The organism is Hymenobacter mellowenesis (genome assembly GCF_030581005.1).
Lineage (GTDB): Bacteria > Bacteroidota > Bacteroidia > Cytophagales > Hymenobacteraceae > Hymenobacter > Hymenobacter mellowenesis.
Window position 1 is genome coordinate 198,630 of sequence record NZ_JAUQSX010000008.1, and the last position, 16,748, is coordinate 215,377.

Annotated in this window: 13 protein-coding genes; 7 read left to right on the top strand and 6 right to left on the bottom strand. The window is 62.9% G+C overall.

Annotation, left to right across the window (positions count from 1 at the left end):
- Positions 1-89: 89 nt before the first annotated feature.
- From crtD to Q5H92_RS16195, 4 genes are all read left to right on the top strand, one after another.
- On the top strand, positions 90-1,592 hold the full coding sequence (crtD, locus tag Q5H92_RS16180) for a 1-hydroxycarotenoid 3,4-desaturase CrtD (protein WP_305012586.1): 1,503 nt from the start codon (positions 90-92) through the stop codon (positions 1,590-1,592).
- A 102-nt stretch (positions 1,593-1,694) separates the two neighbouring features.
- Positions 1,695-2,393 carry a carotenoid biosynthesis protein gene (locus Q5H92_RS16185; RefSeq protein WP_305012587.1) on the top strand — a complete coding sequence of 233 codons (699 nt, stop codon included), beginning with the start codon at positions 1,695-1,697 and terminating at the stop codon, positions 2,391-2,393.
- A 105-nt stretch (positions 2,394-2,498) separates the two neighbouring features.
- A complete protein-coding gene (locus tag Q5H92_RS16190; RefSeq protein WP_305012588.1) occupies positions 2,499-3,113 on the top strand; it encodes a TetR/AcrR family transcriptional regulator in 615 nt (204 codons plus the stop codon).
- Between the two features lie 37 nt (positions 3,114-3,150).
- Positions 3,151-4,872, top strand: a complete 1,722-nt coding sequence (locus Q5H92_RS16195; RefSeq protein ID WP_305012589.1) for a M28 family metallopeptidase — start codon at positions 3,151-3,153, stop codon at positions 4,870-4,872.
- A gap of 153 nt (positions 4,873-5,025) precedes the next feature.
- Here Q5H92_RS16195 and Q5H92_RS16200 read toward each other — a convergent pair whose 3' ends face one another.
- From Q5H92_RS16200 to Q5H92_RS16210, 3 genes are all read right to left on the bottom strand, one after another.
- Complete coding sequence (locus tag Q5H92_RS16200) at positions 5,026-6,531, bottom strand: hypothetical protein (protein ID WP_305012590.1); 1,506 nt, start codon at positions 6,529-6,531, stop codon at positions 5,026-5,028.
- A gap of 61 nt (positions 6,532-6,592) precedes the next feature.
- Entirely contained in the window at positions 6,593-6,961 is a 369-nt protein-coding gene (locus Q5H92_RS16205; protein ID WP_305012591.1) for a hypothetical protein, read from the bottom strand.
- A 233-nt stretch (positions 6,962-7,194) separates the two neighbouring features.
- Entirely contained in the window at positions 7,195-7,623 is a 429-nt protein-coding gene (locus Q5H92_RS16210) for a hypothetical protein (protein ID WP_305012592.1), read from the bottom strand.
- A gap of 171 nt (positions 7,624-7,794) precedes the next feature.
- Here Q5H92_RS16210 and Q5H92_RS16215 point away from each other — a divergent pair, with 171 nt between their 5' ends.
- The 3 genes from Q5H92_RS16215 to Q5H92_RS16225 all read left to right on the top strand — a co-directional run bounded on the left by Q5H92_RS16215 (position 7,795) and on the right by Q5H92_RS16225 (position 12,987).
- Positions 7,795-9,429, top strand: a complete 1,635-nt coding sequence (locus Q5H92_RS16215) for an NADP-dependent glyceraldehyde-3-phosphate dehydrogenase (protein WP_305012593.1) — start codon at positions 7,795-7,797, stop codon at positions 9,427-9,429.
- Positions 9,430-9,554: 125 nt separating this feature from the next.
- The gene (locus Q5H92_RS16220) at positions 9,555-10,790 is read left to right on the top strand and encodes a TPR end-of-group domain-containing protein (RefSeq protein ID WP_305012594.1); all 1,236 of its coding nucleotides are present in this window, start codon (positions 9,555-9,557) and stop codon (positions 10,788-10,790) included.
- Positions 10,791-10,938: 148 nt separating this feature from the next.
- The gene (locus tag Q5H92_RS16225) at positions 10,939-12,987 is read left to right on the top strand and encodes a M13 family metallopeptidase (RefSeq protein WP_305012595.1); all 2,049 of its coding nucleotides are present in this window, start codon (positions 10,939-10,941) and stop codon (positions 12,985-12,987) included.
- A gap of 84 nt (positions 12,988-13,071) precedes the next feature.
- Here the strand turns inward: Q5H92_RS16225 and Q5H92_RS16230 are convergent, their stop codons facing one another.
- The 3 genes from Q5H92_RS16230 to tatC all read right to left on the bottom strand — a co-directional run bounded on the left by Q5H92_RS16230 (position 13,072) and on the right by tatC (position 16,603).
- Positions 13,072-15,027, bottom strand: coding sequence for an ATP-binding protein (locus Q5H92_RS16230; protein WP_305012596.1), 1,956 nt, complete (start codon positions 15,025-15,027; stop codon positions 13,072-13,074).
- A gap of 118 nt (positions 15,028-15,145) precedes the next feature.
- A complete protein-coding gene (gene rpiB, locus Q5H92_RS16235; protein WP_305012597.1) occupies positions 15,146-15,574 on the bottom strand; it encodes a ribose 5-phosphate isomerase B in 429 nt (142 codons plus the stop codon).
- A gap of 147 nt (positions 15,575-15,721) precedes the next feature.
- A complete protein-coding gene (tatC, locus tag Q5H92_RS16240; RefSeq protein ID WP_369811156.1) occupies positions 15,722-16,603 on the bottom strand; it encodes a twin-arginine translocase subunit TatC in 882 nt (293 codons plus the stop codon).
- Positions 16,604-16,748: the final 145 nt, after the last annotated feature.

The following is a 16,748-nucleotide window of genomic DNA, read 5'->3' on the forward strand; positions in this document are numbered from 1 at the left end:
TGGCGCCCCATGCGGACGCTGGCAACCGTCAAACTTACTGCGCGGGTACGTTAGCCGCTACTTTTACTCGCTGATAATTCTCTGTGCCTATGGCCCGTCGCGCCCGCGCTTCTGCTCCTCGTCAACCCGTCGCCGTCATCGGTGCGGGCATTGCCGGCATTGCGGCGGCAGCGCGGCTGGCCGTTGCCGGGCACCCGGTCACGGTGTTTGAGGCGGGCCCCACGTTTGGCGGCAAAATGCACCAGTTTGCGTTGCCCGGCGGCTACCGTTTCGATGCCGGGCCCTCGCTTTTCACCCTGCCGCAGCTGGTGGACGATATTTTTCGGCTGGCCGGCCGCAACCCGTCGGATTATTTCCGCTACGAGCGGCTCGACCCCATCACCCACTACTTTTTTGCCGATGGCACCCGCCTGCACGCCTGGGCTGATGCGGCAAAATTTGGCGCCGAAGTGGAGGCGAAGCTGGGTACCCCGGCTACTGAAGTAACCAAGTTTCTGCAGCGGGCGGGCCAGGCCTACGAGGCCACGGCGGGCACGTTTCTGCACAAGTCGCTGCACAAGGCCGGCACCTACTTCAGCCCCGAAACGCTACGCGCCGTGGGCGCCCTGCCGCAGCTGGGCCTGCTGGGCACTATGCACCAGCGCCACGAAAAGGCGTTTGGGACTGACCCGCGCCTCGTGCAGCTTTTCGACCGCTACGCCACCTACAACGGCTCGGACCCCTACCAGGCGCCCGCCACGCTGAGCATGATTCCGCACCTGGAGCACGGCATTGGCGCGTTTTACCCCGAGGGCGGCATCTACGCCATTGCCGAAAGCCTGGTGCGGCTGGCCGAGGAGTTCGGCGTGAAATTCCGCTACAACGAGCCGGTGGAGGAAATCATCACCGCCGAAAAGCGCGTGACGGGCCTGCGCACCGCGCTGGATGTGTACGATTTCGGCCGGGTGGTGAGCAACATGGACGTGGTGCCCACCTACCGCCGCCTGTTGCCCCGCCAGCCCGCGCCGGAGCGCACGCTCAGCCAGCCCCGCTCCTCCTCGGCGCTGATTTTTTACTGGGGTATCACCCGCGAATTTCCCGAGCTGGATTTGCACAACATCTTCTTTTCGGCCGACTACAAAGCGGAGTTCGACGCCATCTTCCAGCAAAAAACGGTGGCCGACGACGTGACGGTGTACGTGAACATCACCTCCAAAAAAACGCCCACCGATGCCCCGCCCGGCCACGAAAACTGGTTTGTGATGGTGAACGTGCCCCACGACCAGGGCCAGGATTGGCCCGCCCTCACCACGCAAACCCGCGCCGCCGTGCTCCGTAAGCTGCGCCAGGCGCTGGGCACCGACATTGCGCCGCTCATTGCCACCGAAAAAGTGTGGACGCCGCCGGGCATTGCCGCCGATACCTCGTCGTTTGGCGGCGCGCTCTACGGCAGCTCTTCCAACAACGCGCTGGCGGCCTTCCTGCGCCACCCCAATTTTTCGGGGCGGCTGGAGGGGCTGTACTTTTGCGGCGGCTCGGTGCATCCCGGCGGCGGCATTCCGCTCTGCCTGCTGTCGGCCAAAATCGTTTCGTCCTTAATTAATGAGGGATAAGGAATAGGGAATAAGAAATACTGCACAGGACTTCCAATAGCCCTTTGCTTTTCAAATTCTTACCGCCCACTTATCCCCTATTCCCTATCCCGTTTTCCCTCCATGGTTGACCACACCGAGCCGCTTGCGGCCGCTCACACCCGCCGGCTCCGCATCGCGCAGGGCCTGGTGCTGCTGTTTCACGTCACGGGCTTTCTGGGGCTGGCTTTTTCCAAAAATCCGGGTTTCTATCTGCAGTTCACGCCGCTCACGCTGGGCCTTTCGGCGCTGCTGCTGCTGGGGTTTCAGCGGGAGCGGAATGCCAGTTTCTGGGGGTTCTGCATTACGGTGGCGCTGCTGGGGTTTGCAGTCGAACTCATTGGAGTGAACAGCGAAGGGCGGCTATTTGGGCACTACACGTATGGTGACACGCTGGGCTTTAAACTCTTTGAGAAGGCATCATTTGGCAGCACTTACCTTAACGGTGTGCCGCCGCTCATCGGCCTCAACTGGCTGGTGATGACCTACGTGTGCGGCATGCTGGCCGGCTACCTACCGCTGCCCGAGCTGCCCCGCACCCTGCTGGCGGCCGTGCTCATGGTGGGCTTCGATGCCTGCGTGGAACCGGTGGCCGGCACCTACGACTTTTGGCACTGGACGGCGAACGTGATTCCGCTGCAAAACTTCCGCGACTGGTTTATCGTGGCCTGCATCCTGCAAATGCTGTTCAACCGGGCCGAGTTTCCGAAGCACAACGCGCTGGCGCCGTTGGTGTACCTCACCCAGCTGCTGTTCTTTTTTCTGCTGGGCGCGGTGCAGTAGGCAAAGGCACGGAGGAGCTAATTCCGGCATTTGGGTATTGCGGGGAATTAATCTGCGCGTTGGTGGGGTTTTCGGGCCTTAATTCGCATTCCTTTCCCCTTGCCCATGCCCGATTTTACGCTTAACGCCGCTTCGCTTGAGGCAGCGATGCCCGTTTTTTACGCCCACGGCCTGCGCACCGCGTCTGATGCCACCCTGGCCAAAGCCCTGCACACCAGCGAGGCCGACCTTGCGGCCCAGTTTCCGAGCCGCGAACTACTGGTGTACCACACCATGCTGGCCGACCTGGAACGGCAGAAACGCGACCATACCAAGCTCTACGCCGAATTTCCGACGGCGGTGGAACGCCTTTATGGCCTACTCGACCTCGGCCTGCGCGACCTGACCAAGATTCCGGGCACCTTCTACGGCGAGCTGCAAACCGGCTTCCCCCAATCCTGGGACGCGGTGATGGACCACCTCAATACTTACTCGGCGCCCCAGCTCCAGCAGCTGCTCAATGACGGCATTCGCAGCAAGCTCTTCCGGTCCGACATCAACATTCAGCTGGTTACCAAGATATTGATTGAACAGCTGAACATGCTGCTCAACCCGCTGGTGTTCCCGCCCGACCGCTACAACATGCGCGAAGTTTTCCGCAGCATCTTCCTGTACTACATTCGCGGCATCTGCACCGACGACGGCGCGCGGATTGCGGCCGAGCATTTTGCCCGGCTGTAGGCAGCCCGGCCCCGGCCGGGCCTAACTACTTGTAGGGATGCGTTTATCATCATTGCGCGGCTGGCTGGTGCCGGCTGCGGCGGGCCTGCTGTTAGCCGGCTGCCAGGGCAAAACCTCGTCGGATTCGGAAACGGCCTCCCAAACGGTCATCCGCGACGAAACCGTGTCGACCGACACCGCCAGCGTGCCCACGCCGAAAGACGGCATCACGGCGGCGCTGCTGGCCCGGCACATCAAGGTGCTGGCGTCGGACGAGTTTCAGGGCCGGCGGCCCTTCACGGTGGGCGAGGAGAAAACCACCGCTTACCTGGCTTCGGAATTCAAGAAGTTGGGGCTCAAACCTGGCGCCAACGGCAGCTATTTCCAGGCCGTGCCGCTGGTGGAAATCGTGGGCACGCCCGACTCGGTGGCCACCGTGACGGGCAACGGCAAGAGCCTGACGCTGAAGTACCGCGACGACTTCATGTTCCTCACCGAGCACGAGCAGCCCACGGTAGCTATCAGGAACTCGCCGCTGGTGTTTGCCGGCTACGGCGTGACGGCGCCCGAGTACGGCTGGGACGACTACGCCGGCCTCGACGTGAAGGGCAAAACCGTGGTGGTGCTCATCAACGACCCCGGCAACGCGGGCAACGACAGCACGATGTTCAAGGGCAAGGCCATGACCTACTACGGCCGCTGGGGCTACAAGTACGAGGAGGCCGCCCGCCACGGCGCCACCGGCCTGCTCATCATCCACGACACCAAGCCCGCCGCCTACCCCTGGACGGTGGTGCAAAGCAGCAACGGCGGCGCGAAGCTGCGCCCCCAAACGGCCGACAAAGGTGCCAGCAAAGTGAGTCTGGAAGGCTGGATAACGCTGGATGCCGCCAAGCGCCTCTTCATGGCCGCCGGCCAGAACTACGACGAAGCCTATGCCGCCGCTAATAAGAAAGGCTTCAAAGGCACGGCGCTGGGGCTGAATCTGACCACGACCATCCACAACAAAATCACGCGCAAAACCTCGAAAAACGTGGTGGCGGTGGTGCCCGGCACTACCCGGCCCAACGAGTACATCATCTACTCGGCGCACTGGGACCACCTCGGCATCGGCAAGGCCATCAACGGCGACTCCATCCACAACGGCGCCCTGGATAACGCCAGCGGCTGCGCGGCCCTGCTGGCCATTGCCAACGGCTTTATGCAAGCCAAAGAAAAGCCCGGCCGCAGCATTGTGTTCCTGGCCGTGACGGGCGAGGAGCAGGGCCTGCTGGGCTCGGCCTACTACGCCGCGCACCCGCTGTTTCCGGTGGCCAACACGGTGGCCGACATCAACATGGACGAGCTACTGGCCTTTGGGCCGATGCGCGACGTGACCATTACGGGCTACGGCCAGTCGGAGCTTGACGACTACGCCCGCGCCGCCGCCCGGGAGCAAAACCGCTACGTCATCCCCTACCAGCACCCCGAAACCGGCAGCTTCTACCGCTCCGACCATTTCAGCTTCGCCAAAGTGGGCATTCCGGCCCTCTACGCCAGTGGGCAATTTGAGAGCCGCCTGCACGGCAAGGCTTTCGCCGAGCAGCAGCGCAAGGATTTCGAGGAGAAAAACTACCACCAGCCCTCCGACGAGTACGACCCCAGCTGGGACTTGCGCGGCGCCGAGCAGGATGCCCGCCTGCTTTTCCGCGTAGGCCAGAAGCTGGCTGCTGAAACGACCTTTCCGAAGTGGAAAGAAGGGTCGGAGTTCAAGGCGACGCGGGAGAGGAGCGGGCGGTAAACCTCACCCCCTGCCCCCCTCTCCTGCGGAGAGGGGGCACCGGTTCGGTTACAACGACTTTCAAAATTCAGAAAGCCTGCTTGTTAGCGAGCTTTTTATTCATCCGGTTATCCTCCTTCACGAGCCGGTGCCCCCTCTCCGCAGGAGAGGGGGTCAGGGGGTGAGGTGAACCAGCGGCGCCTTTAGGTCCAGATGTCCCTGCGCCTCCAGCAGCTTGGCGGCGGCGGTGAGCTGGGCTGCATCGTGGGCATTGACGAGGATGAGCGGGCCGCTGGGGCCGGTGGTACTCAGCACGAAGCTTTGCTCGGGGCGTAGGCGCTGCTTGCGCAGGGCGGGCAGGTTGTCGCGCAGGTATTTAAGGGTGGCGGCGTGCTCGCGGGTGATGAGAATGACGGGCAGCACCTCGCCGCTCTGGGCACGGGCCAGGCCCCTAGCCGAGTTTAGGATGGGTATGGCGGAGTAGGTGAAGTTGCTACGAAACCGGTCGCTAAAGGGCTGCACGGCGGCCTGGAAGTCGTCGGCATTGGTCCAGTAGAGCACGTTGCGAAACAGGTTCACGTAGCTGGTGGCGGCCTGCGGAAACGTCTGGTCGAAGAGGCCAACGGCTTGGTTGACGAAGGCGCTGTCGATGGTGCGGCCGCGTTCCACGTAGCTCGTCATTAAAGGATAAATCACCTTAGCGTAGCGGTTGATGTAGTCGTCGAAGTACCACTCCCCGCTTTCGGGGCGGCCCTTTTGCTGGGCGTAAATCCACTCGCCGGCCACCGTGGCCAGGGCTTCTTCCATGAGATTATAGGCGTAGCGGCCGTTGGGCGAGGGGTGGTGCAGGTACCAGCCTTCGAGCTGCTGCTGCAGGTCCAGCCGCTGCTGCGCCGAGAGCGTATGGCTCATTTCGTGAAACACCACGCCCGCGCCGTCCACGAACATGCGCGAAGTGGGGCGGCAGTCGAGCAGCACTAGGTTGCCCACGGCCGTGGCGTGGTTGGTGAACACCAGGTCACCCATGCCCGGCTTGGAGTCGAGTTGTGGCGTGAGCAGCACGCGGTACGGCAGCGCATCGGGCCACACGCTGCCGTAGAAAGTGCGCAGCTGCCCGAACTTCTGCATGAGTTGGCTTTTGGCCAGAAACTCGGTGTAGGCGGGGCGCAGGCGGGCCAGCTCGGCGGCGTAGGGCTGCCAGGCCAGGGTGTCGAAGGCGGGCGTGAAGTAGCGGTACACGCTGTCGAGGCTTACCAGTACCTCGTTGGGCAGCAGGCCAGCCGTGCGGCGCTGCAGGTCGGGCAGGTCCTGGGCGTCGGCGCTGGCGGCCAGGTACGTGGGCACGATGGAACCCACGCTGCCCAGGCGCCCGGCCGGGTAGCCGTCGCGGTCGAACCCGGGGTCGCGGTCGAGGCTTTGGTAGCGGCGCAGCCAGCGCCGGGCGGCGGGCGTATTGAAGCGACTGGCTTCGAACGCCTTGCGGCTGCCCCTGTAGGTATTGTTATCGCCAGCCAGCGTTTCCACGAAGCGCGCCAAGGAGTGCGTGCGGCTGACTTCCACGCTGACGGCCGGGCCGGGGTCGTACCCGGCAGGGCTGGGGGCAGTGGGATTGGTAGACGACGTTTGGGCTCTAATTGGGGCGTTGCCCAGCAGAAACAATAGCAACAACAGGCGCTTCATGCGGCTAAAAATACTGGCCTTTTGTGAACGGCTGCCGGACGAATGCCTCTGGCCGAAATTATCAGTAAGGAGATTGGGCCGTTGCGTAAGTGATGCTGGCCCCAAGGTATGCGTTGGCAATGGCTGCCAGTAGGTCGAAGGCAATCTGTGGCAATTGGCCTCGCTGGGCGGTGTTGGTCCCCTCTTCGCCGGGGTAGTGCACCTTGCGGCCATACGGGCGGGCGGCCGTGGGCCCGGCCAGCCGGTGCAGCTTCCTCAGATTGGGGATGCCGGTGCTGCTCAGCACCAGAACACCCGGGAATTTCGCGTCCGTAACGGCCGTCACGCGCACGCCGGCGCCCCCCTTCAGCCGTAATGAGTCGGGCAGTGTGCGCCCGGCACTCAGGTTGTTAGACGCCGGAAATTCAACTGAGAAGCCCCTTTTTTGCAAGAGACCAGCCAAGGTTTGCAACGCAACGCGGGCACTATCGGCCGTGTGCATTATCACCCGGTTATTTCCCATCTTCGGGACGGCACTGGGAGTTGTCCAACTCTCCGGCAACCACGCTTCGCGGGTTTGCGCAGCTGCCTTTCCGTTCAGCAACGCGACGAGTATGAGGATGGTAAAAAGTACCTTCATATAAAAGCCATAACCGTCTGCATTGAGCTTCTATTGTGCACCAGCTACAGCAGCAGCCAGCCTAGTAACGCGGCCCGGGCCGTCCAGGCCAGCGTGCGCAGCCAGTTGGTGCGCGTCAAGCCATCGATGGCGATGTAGTCGAACCCGTGTTCCAGCCGGTTGTGGAAAGGCACGGCGATGAAAAAGGTAGCCGCCCAAATTACTAAAGCCAACGCCAGGCTCCACCAGCCCGCCCCGCCGGGCAGCGCCGCACGCCCGGCCCAGGCCAGCCAGATGGCGAGGGCCAGCTCCACCACCATCGGGGCCATCACCACGAAGCCCATGCGGCGCGTGTGAGCCGCGTGGAAGGCCGGCCACGCCGCTTTCGGGACCAGCCCGAAGCTAGGGTAGTGCACCACCTGCACCGTCCAGATGAGGCCGGTGAGGTAGGCGGCAAAGGCGAAATTGAGCAAAAGCAGGAGGTGAAGCGACATGAGCGGAAAAATAATTTCGACGGCAACATAGCGGTTTTTACGGGCCTGCGCGGTACGCAAACGTTCCCGTGAAAACGCCCTGAAACCACCGCTAACGGCCAACATTTCGGTACCCATACGCTGTTGCGTAGGTTCGCACCGCACTTTTCCCTGTCGGTACCCAATCCAGCCATGTCTGTTACCACCGAAACCCTGACCCAACTCTTCCCGCCCGACGCGGCGGCCATTCCCGAAGCCTGGCGCCTGCCCGAGCCCCTGCACCAGCGCGAGTACCTGCTCGACGGCGAGCTGCGCGAATGGGCCGGCCCCACCCAGGAAGTCATCTCGCCCATGTTCGAGCGCCAGCCCGACGGCACGCTGAAGCCCCGCGTCATCGGCTCCTACCCGCTGCTCGACGAGGCCGAAGCCCTTAAAGCCCTCGATGCCGCCGTGCGCGCCTACGACCACGGCCGCGGCGAGTGGCCCACCATGAGCGTGGCCGACCGCATTGCGGCCGTGGAGAAATTCACCCGCCTCATCGTGGCCCGCAAAAGCGAAATCGTGAAGCTGCTGCTCTGGGAAATCGGTAAATCGACGGCCGATTCTGAGAAGGAGTTCGACCGTACCGTTGACTACATCCGCAACACGATTGACGCCCTCAAGGACATGGACCGCGACTCGTCGCGCTTCACCATCACCGAGGGCATCATCGGCCAGATTCGGCGCTCGCCGCTGGGCGTGGTGCTGTGCATGGGCCCCTTCAACTACCCGCTGAACGAGACGTTCTGCATGCTCATCCCAGCCCTCATCATGGGCAACACCGTCCTCTTCAAGCCTCCGAAACACGGCGCCCTGCTGCACTACCCGCTGCTGCAGGCCTTCACCGAAGCCTTTCCCAAGGGCGTGGTGAACACCGTGTACGGCCGCGGCAACACCGTGGTGCCGGCCCTCATGGCCTCGGGCAAGATTGACGCGCTGGGCCTCATCGGCAGCAGCCGCGTGGCCGATTCGCTCAAGAAAATGCACCCCAAGAGCAACCGCCTGCGCGCCATTCTGGGCCTCGACGCCAAGAACGCCGCCATCATCATGCCCGACGCCGACCTGGAAGTGGCCGTGAAGGAAGCCGTGCTGGGCGCCCTGAGCTTCAACGGGCAGCGCTGCACGGCGCTGAAAATGTTCCTGGTCCACGAGAGCATTGCCGACGACTTCGTGGCGCGCCTCGCCACCGAAATCAACAAGCTGAAGCCCGGCATGCCCTGGGATGCAGGCGTGAACATCACGCCCCTGCCCGAGCCCCAAAAGCCGGCCTACCTGGCCGAAGTCATTGCCGATGCCGAGGCCCAGGGCGCCCGTGTGATGAACGAAGGCGGCGGCACCGCCAGCGGCCCGCTGGTGTACCCCGCCCTGCTCTACCCCGTTAAAGAGGGCATGAAGGTGTGGCGCGAAGAGCAGTTCGGCCCGGTGGTGCCGGTGGCCCGCTTCGCCAGCACCGACGAGGCCATCCAGTATATCATCGACTCCGACCACGGCCAGCAGGTGAGCATTTTCGGCTCCGAATCGGAGGAAGTGGCCAGCCTCGTCGACCAGCTGGTGAACCAGGTGAGCCGCGTCAACATCAACGCCCAGTGCCAGCGCGGGCCCGACACCTTCCCCTTCACCGGCCGCAAAGACTCGGCCGAGGGCACCCTCTCGGTGTACGACGCCCTGCGCTCGTTCAGCATCCGCACGGTGGTGGCCACCAAGATGACCGACGCCAACAAGCACCTGCTCAATGAAATAGTGGACGGGCAGGAAAGCAGCTTTCTCAGCACCCGCTTTATTCTGTAGAGCACGCCGCGCCAATCCGGCTCTTCATACGAGCCCATCTGATGTCCGAAGCAAGCAACTTTATGCTGGTTTCGGGCATCTTGGCGTTTCTGGGCCATCTTTTCTCATTTTAACCGCTGATTTCTATGTTTCGCTTGTTGCCGCTGCTGGTTGCATTGCTGCTTTTTAACTCGGTATCGCGGGCCCAGTCGGCCCAAAGCAAAGAACAGTTTGAAGCTTACTGCACAACGTTTTTCCCCAAAGTGCAAGCCCTATCGGCCGCCAAGGAATACCGCCAGATTTTGGACCGCTACGCCGAATGGGAGCAGCAGTACAATGCCCTGGCGCCGGCCACAAAGCAGCCGTTTCGCGGCACCCTGGCCAACGTGGAGTACAACCGCGCCTGCTACTACGCCCTGTTGCAGGACCGGCCCAACGCGCTACGCAGCTTCCAGCGCGCCGTGGCGAGCGGCTACCACGACTACGCCAACGCCAAAGTGGACAGCGACCTGGACCTGATGCGCGGCGACAAAGGCTTCCAGCAGCAGCTGGCGTCCATTCGGGAGTTCGGCGACTACGTGTATGTGTTGCAGCAAGCCAAAGGCTACGCCCCGAGCGAGGCCCGGCCGCTGCCGGCCTTTACCTATCAAAGCGCCGAAGACGCGCACCTGGTGGCCTTGCGCAAGACTCATAAGCTCGATTCCATCGCGGGAGCGGGCAATGAGGTATCGCGCTTCATCAACCTGCTGCACTGGGTGCACGAGCAGGTGCCCCACGACGGCAACCGCGAAAACCCCGCCGTGCGCAACGCCCAGGATTTGCTGCGCGTGTGCCGCGCCGAAAAGCGTGGCTTGAACTGCCGCGGCCTGGCCACCATCCTCAACGAAGCCTACCTGGCCATGGGCTACCGGGCCCGCTTCGTGGGCTGCCTGCCCAAAGACAGCACCGACCAGGACAGCCACGTCATCAACGCGGTGTACTCGAACACCCTGCAAAAGTGGCTGTGGATGGACCCCACCAACGACGCCTACGTGATGAACGAGCAGGGCCAGCTGCTCAGCATCGAGGAAGTGCGCGCCCGCCTCATCGACGGCCGGCCCCTGCTGCTGAACCCCACCGCCAACTGGAACCACCGGGTTTCCAAAACAAAAGAGGATTACCTGTACCGGTACATGGCCAAAAACCTCTACAAGCTGCAATGCCCCGTGAGCAGCCAGTACGACCTGGAAACCCGCACCCCGGGCAAGGCCCTGCAATACGTGACGCTTCTGCCCGCCGCTGTGAGCGCCACCAGGCCGGCGGTGAGGAACACGCAGGATGGCACCACCAGCTTCACACTCTACAACACCAGCAACGCAGCGGCCTTCTGGCAAAAGCCCTGAGCCAACCGGCGCGAGCCAAGCCGCAGGGCCGTGTGCCCGAAACCCGGTGAATGCAACCGCTATGGCCTAACATTGTCGTTGCTAGCCCGCTGGCAAAACGCTGGCTGGCCCGTCGTTCCTCAACCAAACCGACCCTGTGCGCTTCCGCATGAAAAAAACCTTGTTCCTGCTGCCCCTGCTGGCCGCTTTCGTCACGGGCTGCCCGTCGAACTCCCTGAAAACGGCCGACTCCGAAGCCAAGCCCGACCTGCTCTACGCCGCTCTGGACACGACCGTGGCCCCCGGCGACGATTTTTTCTCCTACGCCAACGGCACTTGGATTAAGAACAATCCCATTCCGGCCTCGGAAAGCAACATGGGTATTGGCCGCAAGGTGCAGGATGAGGTGTACGCCCGCCTGCGCCAGACCAGCGAGGAAGCTGCCAAGGCCAACGCCGCAGCCGGCAGCAACCAGCAGAAAATCGGTGATTTCTGGGCCGTAGGCATGGATTCGGTGAAGGCCGACCAGCTGGGGGCCGCCCCCATTCAGCCGGAGCTCGACCGCATTGCGGCCCTGAAATCCGTGGCCGAGGTACCGGGCGTCATCGCCCACGAAATTCCGCTGGGCGTGCGCGCGCTCATTGGCCCGCGCGTGGGCCAGGACGATAAGAACAGCGACAAGATGGTGCTCTACCTGCGCCAGTCGGGCCTGGGCCTGCCCAACCGTGACTACTACTTCAACACCGATACCCGTACCAAGAATATTCGGGCCGAATACCTGAAGCACGTCGCCAACACCTTCAAGCTGCTGGGCCAGGACTCGACCACCGCGAAGGCCAACGCGGCCCGCGTGATGGCGCTGGAAACCAGCCTGGCCAAGTCCTCGCGCAAGCTCGAAGCCCTGCGTGACCCGTATGCCAACTACCACAAGATGAGCATTGCGCAGCTTGATAAGCTGACACCGGGCCTCGACTGGAAAACCTGGTTTGGTCAGATGGGCGTGCCCAATGCCGATACCGTCATCGTGGGCCAGCCAGAGTTTTATCAGACCGCGGGCCAGCTGCTGAAAACCAAGCCGCTGGAGGACTGGAAAGCCTACCTCACCTGGCAGCTCACGGCCACCTTCGCGGCCCAGCTCAGCCAGCCGTTTGTGCAGGAAAACTTCCATTTCTACGGCACGGTGCTGCGCGGCGCCAAGGAAATCCGGCCCCGCTGGAAGCGCGTGCTCGACATGCAGGAAGACGCCTTGGGCGACGCGCTGGGCCAGCTTTTCGTGAAGGAATACTTCAAGCCCGAAGCCAAAGCCCGCTACGACACGCTGGTGAAAAACGTGGTGGCGGCCTTCGCCGAGCACATTCAGAAAGTGGATTGGATGAGCGCGCCCACCAAAGTAGTGGCCCTCGACAAGCTCCACAAAATCACCCCCAAAGTGGGCTACCCCAACAAGTGGAAAGATTATTCGAGCCTGAAAATTGACCGCAGCTCGCTGGCTGCCAACGTGATGCGCGCCAACCAGTGGCAGTGGCAATACCAGCTCAACAAGCTGGGCAAGCCCGTGGACCGCACCGAGTGGGAAATGACCCCGCAAACCTACAACGCCTACTACAACGGCTCGAATAACGAGATTGTGCTGCCCGCCGCCGCCTTCGCCGTGCCCGGCCTGCTCGACGCCGACGCCGACGACGCCTTGGTGTACGGCTACGCGGGCGCTAGCACCATCGGCCACGAGCTTACCCACGGCTTCGACGACGAGGGCAGCCAGTACGACGCCCACGGCAACCTGCACGAGTGGTGGAGCAAGGACGACCGTAAGCGCTTCAACCAGCGCGTGGCCGGCATCGTGAAGCAATTCAACGGCTACACCCTGCTCGATTCGCTGCACATCAACGGCCGCGCCACCGCCGGCGAAAACATCGCCGACCTCGGCGGCATCGTCATCGGCCTTGATGCCTTCAAAAAGACCAAACAGTACAAGGAAGGCAAGAAAATCAAAGGCCTCACGCCTACGCAGCGCTATTTCCTGGGCTACGCGCTGGGCTGGCAGATGCATGTGCGCGACGAAAGCCTGGCCTCGCAACTGCTCACCGACGTGCATTCGCCCGCCCAGTACCGCGTAAACGGCCCCATGGCCGACGTACCCGCTTTCTACGAAGCCTTCGGCGTGAAGCCGGGCCAGAAGCTCTACCGGCCGGACTCGACGCGGGTGGTTATCTGGTAAGGTTTAGGGCAGAAGGGTAAGAGAGTGTGGGGGTAAAAATCAGTTTTTCAAACTCCTACCCCCACACCCTCTTACCCTCCTGCCCTAAACTTTTGCCGCCGGCAGGCTTACCGTGACGTTGGTGCCGGCACCGGGACGGCTCTGGATGACGAGGGTGCCGCCGTGGCGGTGCACGAAGGCGCGGCATAGCGCCAGGCCCAGGCCTAGGCCGGTGGCGCGGGGCGTGGGGCTGGGCGTGGGCTCGGGCAGGGCAGGGCCGCTCATCAGCGACGATACGGTGGCGGCGGTCATGCCCGGGCCCGTGTCGGTGCAGCTAATGAGCACCATTTGCGGGTCGTCGGGGTCGGGGGCGGCTTCGAGGTGCACGTGCCCGCCCGAAGGCATGAATTTGAGGGCATTGCCCACCAAGTTGCGCAGAATGGTGCGCGTCATGTTGCGGTCGGCCAGCAGGCGCAGACCGATGGGGGCGGCCATGGTGATGTGCTGCCAGCTGGCGGCCGCCGTGGTTTGGTACAGGGCCTGGCACTCGGCAAACAGCTCCGACACCAGAATGGGCGTGGGCCGGCATTCGAGCTCGCCGGTTTGGCTCACAGCCCAGTTCAACACGTTGTCGAGCAAGTGGTTGAGACTGTCAGCAGCCTGGCGCACCATGGCGGGCAGACGGGCCAGGCCGGCCTGGTCGTTTTGGGCGATGTAGGAGTCAATCAGGCTCGTAACGCCGGCGAAGGCCGTGACCGGGCCGCGCAAATCGTGCGCCACAATGGCGTAAAGCTTGTCTTTGAACGAAGCCACACTGCGCAGCTCGACCGATACTTTCTCCAAAGCGCGGTTGTTGGCGGCCAGCTCGGAGCGGCTGCGGCGCAGGTTGCGGTAGAAATACGCGGCCACCAGCAGCGCCAGCGTGAGCACTGCCACCGCCCCAATCAGCACCTGGCTGTGCCACACCTGCTCGTCGTGCTGCTGCGTGAGCAGGCGCAGGCGCCGGGCCCGCTCCTGCGACTCGGAGCTGACCTGCGCCGCGGCCAGCGTTTGCATGGTCTGGCGGTTGTTGAGCGTGTCATTCAGTTCCACGTAGCGCTGGTTCCACTCGTAGGCCTGCTTGTAGTTGTTGCGGTCGGCCGCCTCGGCCGACAGGATGCTGTAGGCATCGAGCACGCGCTCCAGGTAGTTGCTCTGGCGGGCCAGCGCCAGGGCTTCGCGCGCGGCGGCATCGGTGCGCTCGGGCTCGTCCATCTGGATGTAGTACATCGCAAACATGATGAGCTGGTTGGCCTGGCTGCGAATGGCGTGCTGCCGCCGGCTGATGGCCAGCGCCTGGGTCAGCAGGCGCTTCACGCGGCCCATGTTACCGGCCCGCATCTGGTAGTTGGCCAGGCTTGAGAGGTAGTTGGCCTCGGCCGTAGAATCGGCCTGCCGACGGGCCAGCGCCAGCGCCAGCGAGTCGTAGTGCATGGCCTGCGGCAGCTGCTGCCGGAAATAGAACAAGCCCCCCACATTGCCCAGCAGGTGCATGCGCGTGCCCGGCGACACGCCCGGCTGGTTGGCCAGACGCAGAGCCTTGCGGTAGTGGCGCCAGGCGGTAGTCGAGTCGCGCCGCTCGTGGTAAATGCTGCCTTGCGCCGTGTAGGTCCGGGCCAGGCCGTCCACGTCTTTGAGGCGGCGCGCCAGGCTTTGGGCTTCTGTAAGCAGGCTCAGCGCCTCGGGGCCGTTCGAGAGGTTGGCGTAGCAGCTGGCCAGCACCAGCAGGCTACGCAACAGGGCCGGGCCCTGCTCGTCGGCGGGCAGGGTGCGGGCCAGGGTCACGGCGGCTTCGCCGTAGGGCAGGGCGCGGGCGGGCTGCTCGTTGTGCAGCGCGTAGCACAGGGCGTTCAGCAGGCGCAGGCGCGTGGTATCGGGCAGCGAGGTAGCCAGTTTTTGCCGCATTGCCTCGGTGCCCAGGGGTGCTGGCTGGCTGGCCTGCACACGGGCAGGCAGCGCCAGCCACCCAAAGGTGAGCAGCCAAAACAGCAAAAATCCGGGCCGGGTCATAGAAGGCTGCATAATGCTAGCCAAAGATAAGCACAAGCCGGCCAACTTTCACGCTTTAATGCTATTTCGATGTATTGCAGGGCACTGATTTTTCAGACCCCCTATTTTGCAAAAGCGCGCCGAATCAACCTCAGCAGTTGATTTTTGCCACCCGCAGCTGGTGGCGCCCGCCTTCAAAATTTGTTTCCAGGAAAGTTGATACAATTTCGCGGGTTAGCTTTTCGTCCACGTAGCGGGCCGGGATGCACAGCACGTTGGCGTCGTTGTGCTGCCGGGCCAGGGCCGCCAGTTCGGGCAGCCAGGCAATAGCGGCGCGCACGCCGGCGTGCTTATTGGCCGTGATGCACACCCCATTGGCCGAGCCACAGAGGAGAAGGCCCAGGTCGAATATGCCCGCCTCCACGGCCGCCGACAGCGGGTGCGCCACGTCGGGGTAGTCCATCGAATCGGCGGAGTGCGTGCCGAAGTCCTGCACGTCGTGGCCTTGCGCGCGCAGCCAGTCGCGGAGCATTTCCTTGTGCGCAAAGCCGGCGTGGTCGGAGCCGAGGGCAAGTTTCATAGCTTGGTTAATGAATGGGGGAAAGCGCGGAAGAACGTCGTGCAGAGCGTAGCGAAGCATCTTGCCCGCCACCACTATTCTTTATTCTGGCAATAGATTACTTACTGCGGGCAAGATGCTTCGTTGCGCTCTGCATGACGGCCAAATTTACCCGTTCTGCGGTTGCGCGGCGTCGCGCGCGGCCTGCCGGGCCAGCTTGGCGTTCAGTCGGGCGGCGTCGCCGCGCCGCACCACGCGGGCAATGTGAATGCTGAGCTCGTAGAGCAGCAGAATGGGAATGGTGACGATAATCTGGGCCGAGATGTCGGGCGGGGTGATGATGGCCGCGATGATGAGGATGACCACAATGGCGTGCTTGCGGTACATCTGCATGATTTCGGGCGACACCACGCCGGCCTTGGCCAAGAAGAACACAATCATGGGCAGCTCAAACACGAAGGCGCACGAGAGGCTCATGGTGGTGAGCGTGCTCAGGTAGCTCTGCATGTCAATCTGGTTTTCGATGGTAGCATCTACCACGTAGCCGGCCAGGAAGTTGATGCTCAGCGGCGCGGCGATGTAGTAGCCGAACAGCAGCCCCAACCCAAACAGCACCGACACAAAAAACACCGCGCCCTGCGAGTTCTGCCGTTCGTGCGGGTAGAGGCCGGGCTTCACGAAGCGCCAGATTTCCCAGAACAAATACGGAAACGCCAGGCAGATGCCCGCCATAAACGAGGTGCTGATGTGCATGGTGAGCTGCCCGCTCATCTGCCGGTTCTGAATCACGAAGCCGATTTTATCGATGCACAAATCCGGCGCGTGCACCCACGCCCCAAACTTGCAGAACATGCGGTACGTCCAGAAATCGGGCCGCGAGGGGCCCAGCAGCACGTCGTGAAACAGGAATTCCTTGGCAAAAAACGCGACGGTGGTGAACACCACCACCGCAATGGCCGCCCGGATGATGTGCCAGCGCAACGCCTCCAGATGGTCGATGAAGGACATTTCGTGCGGTTCGGCCGAAGGGGTTGGTTGTTGAGGTTGCACGGAGGGAAAGAGGAATTTAGGGTTTAGAGAGCTGAATAGGCAGAACGTCATGTCGAGCGTAGCCGAGACATCTCGCGTGTGGCAGCAACCCTTTTCTTGTGATTGGATTACTTCCCCGAGCGAGATGTCTCGGCTGCGCTCGACA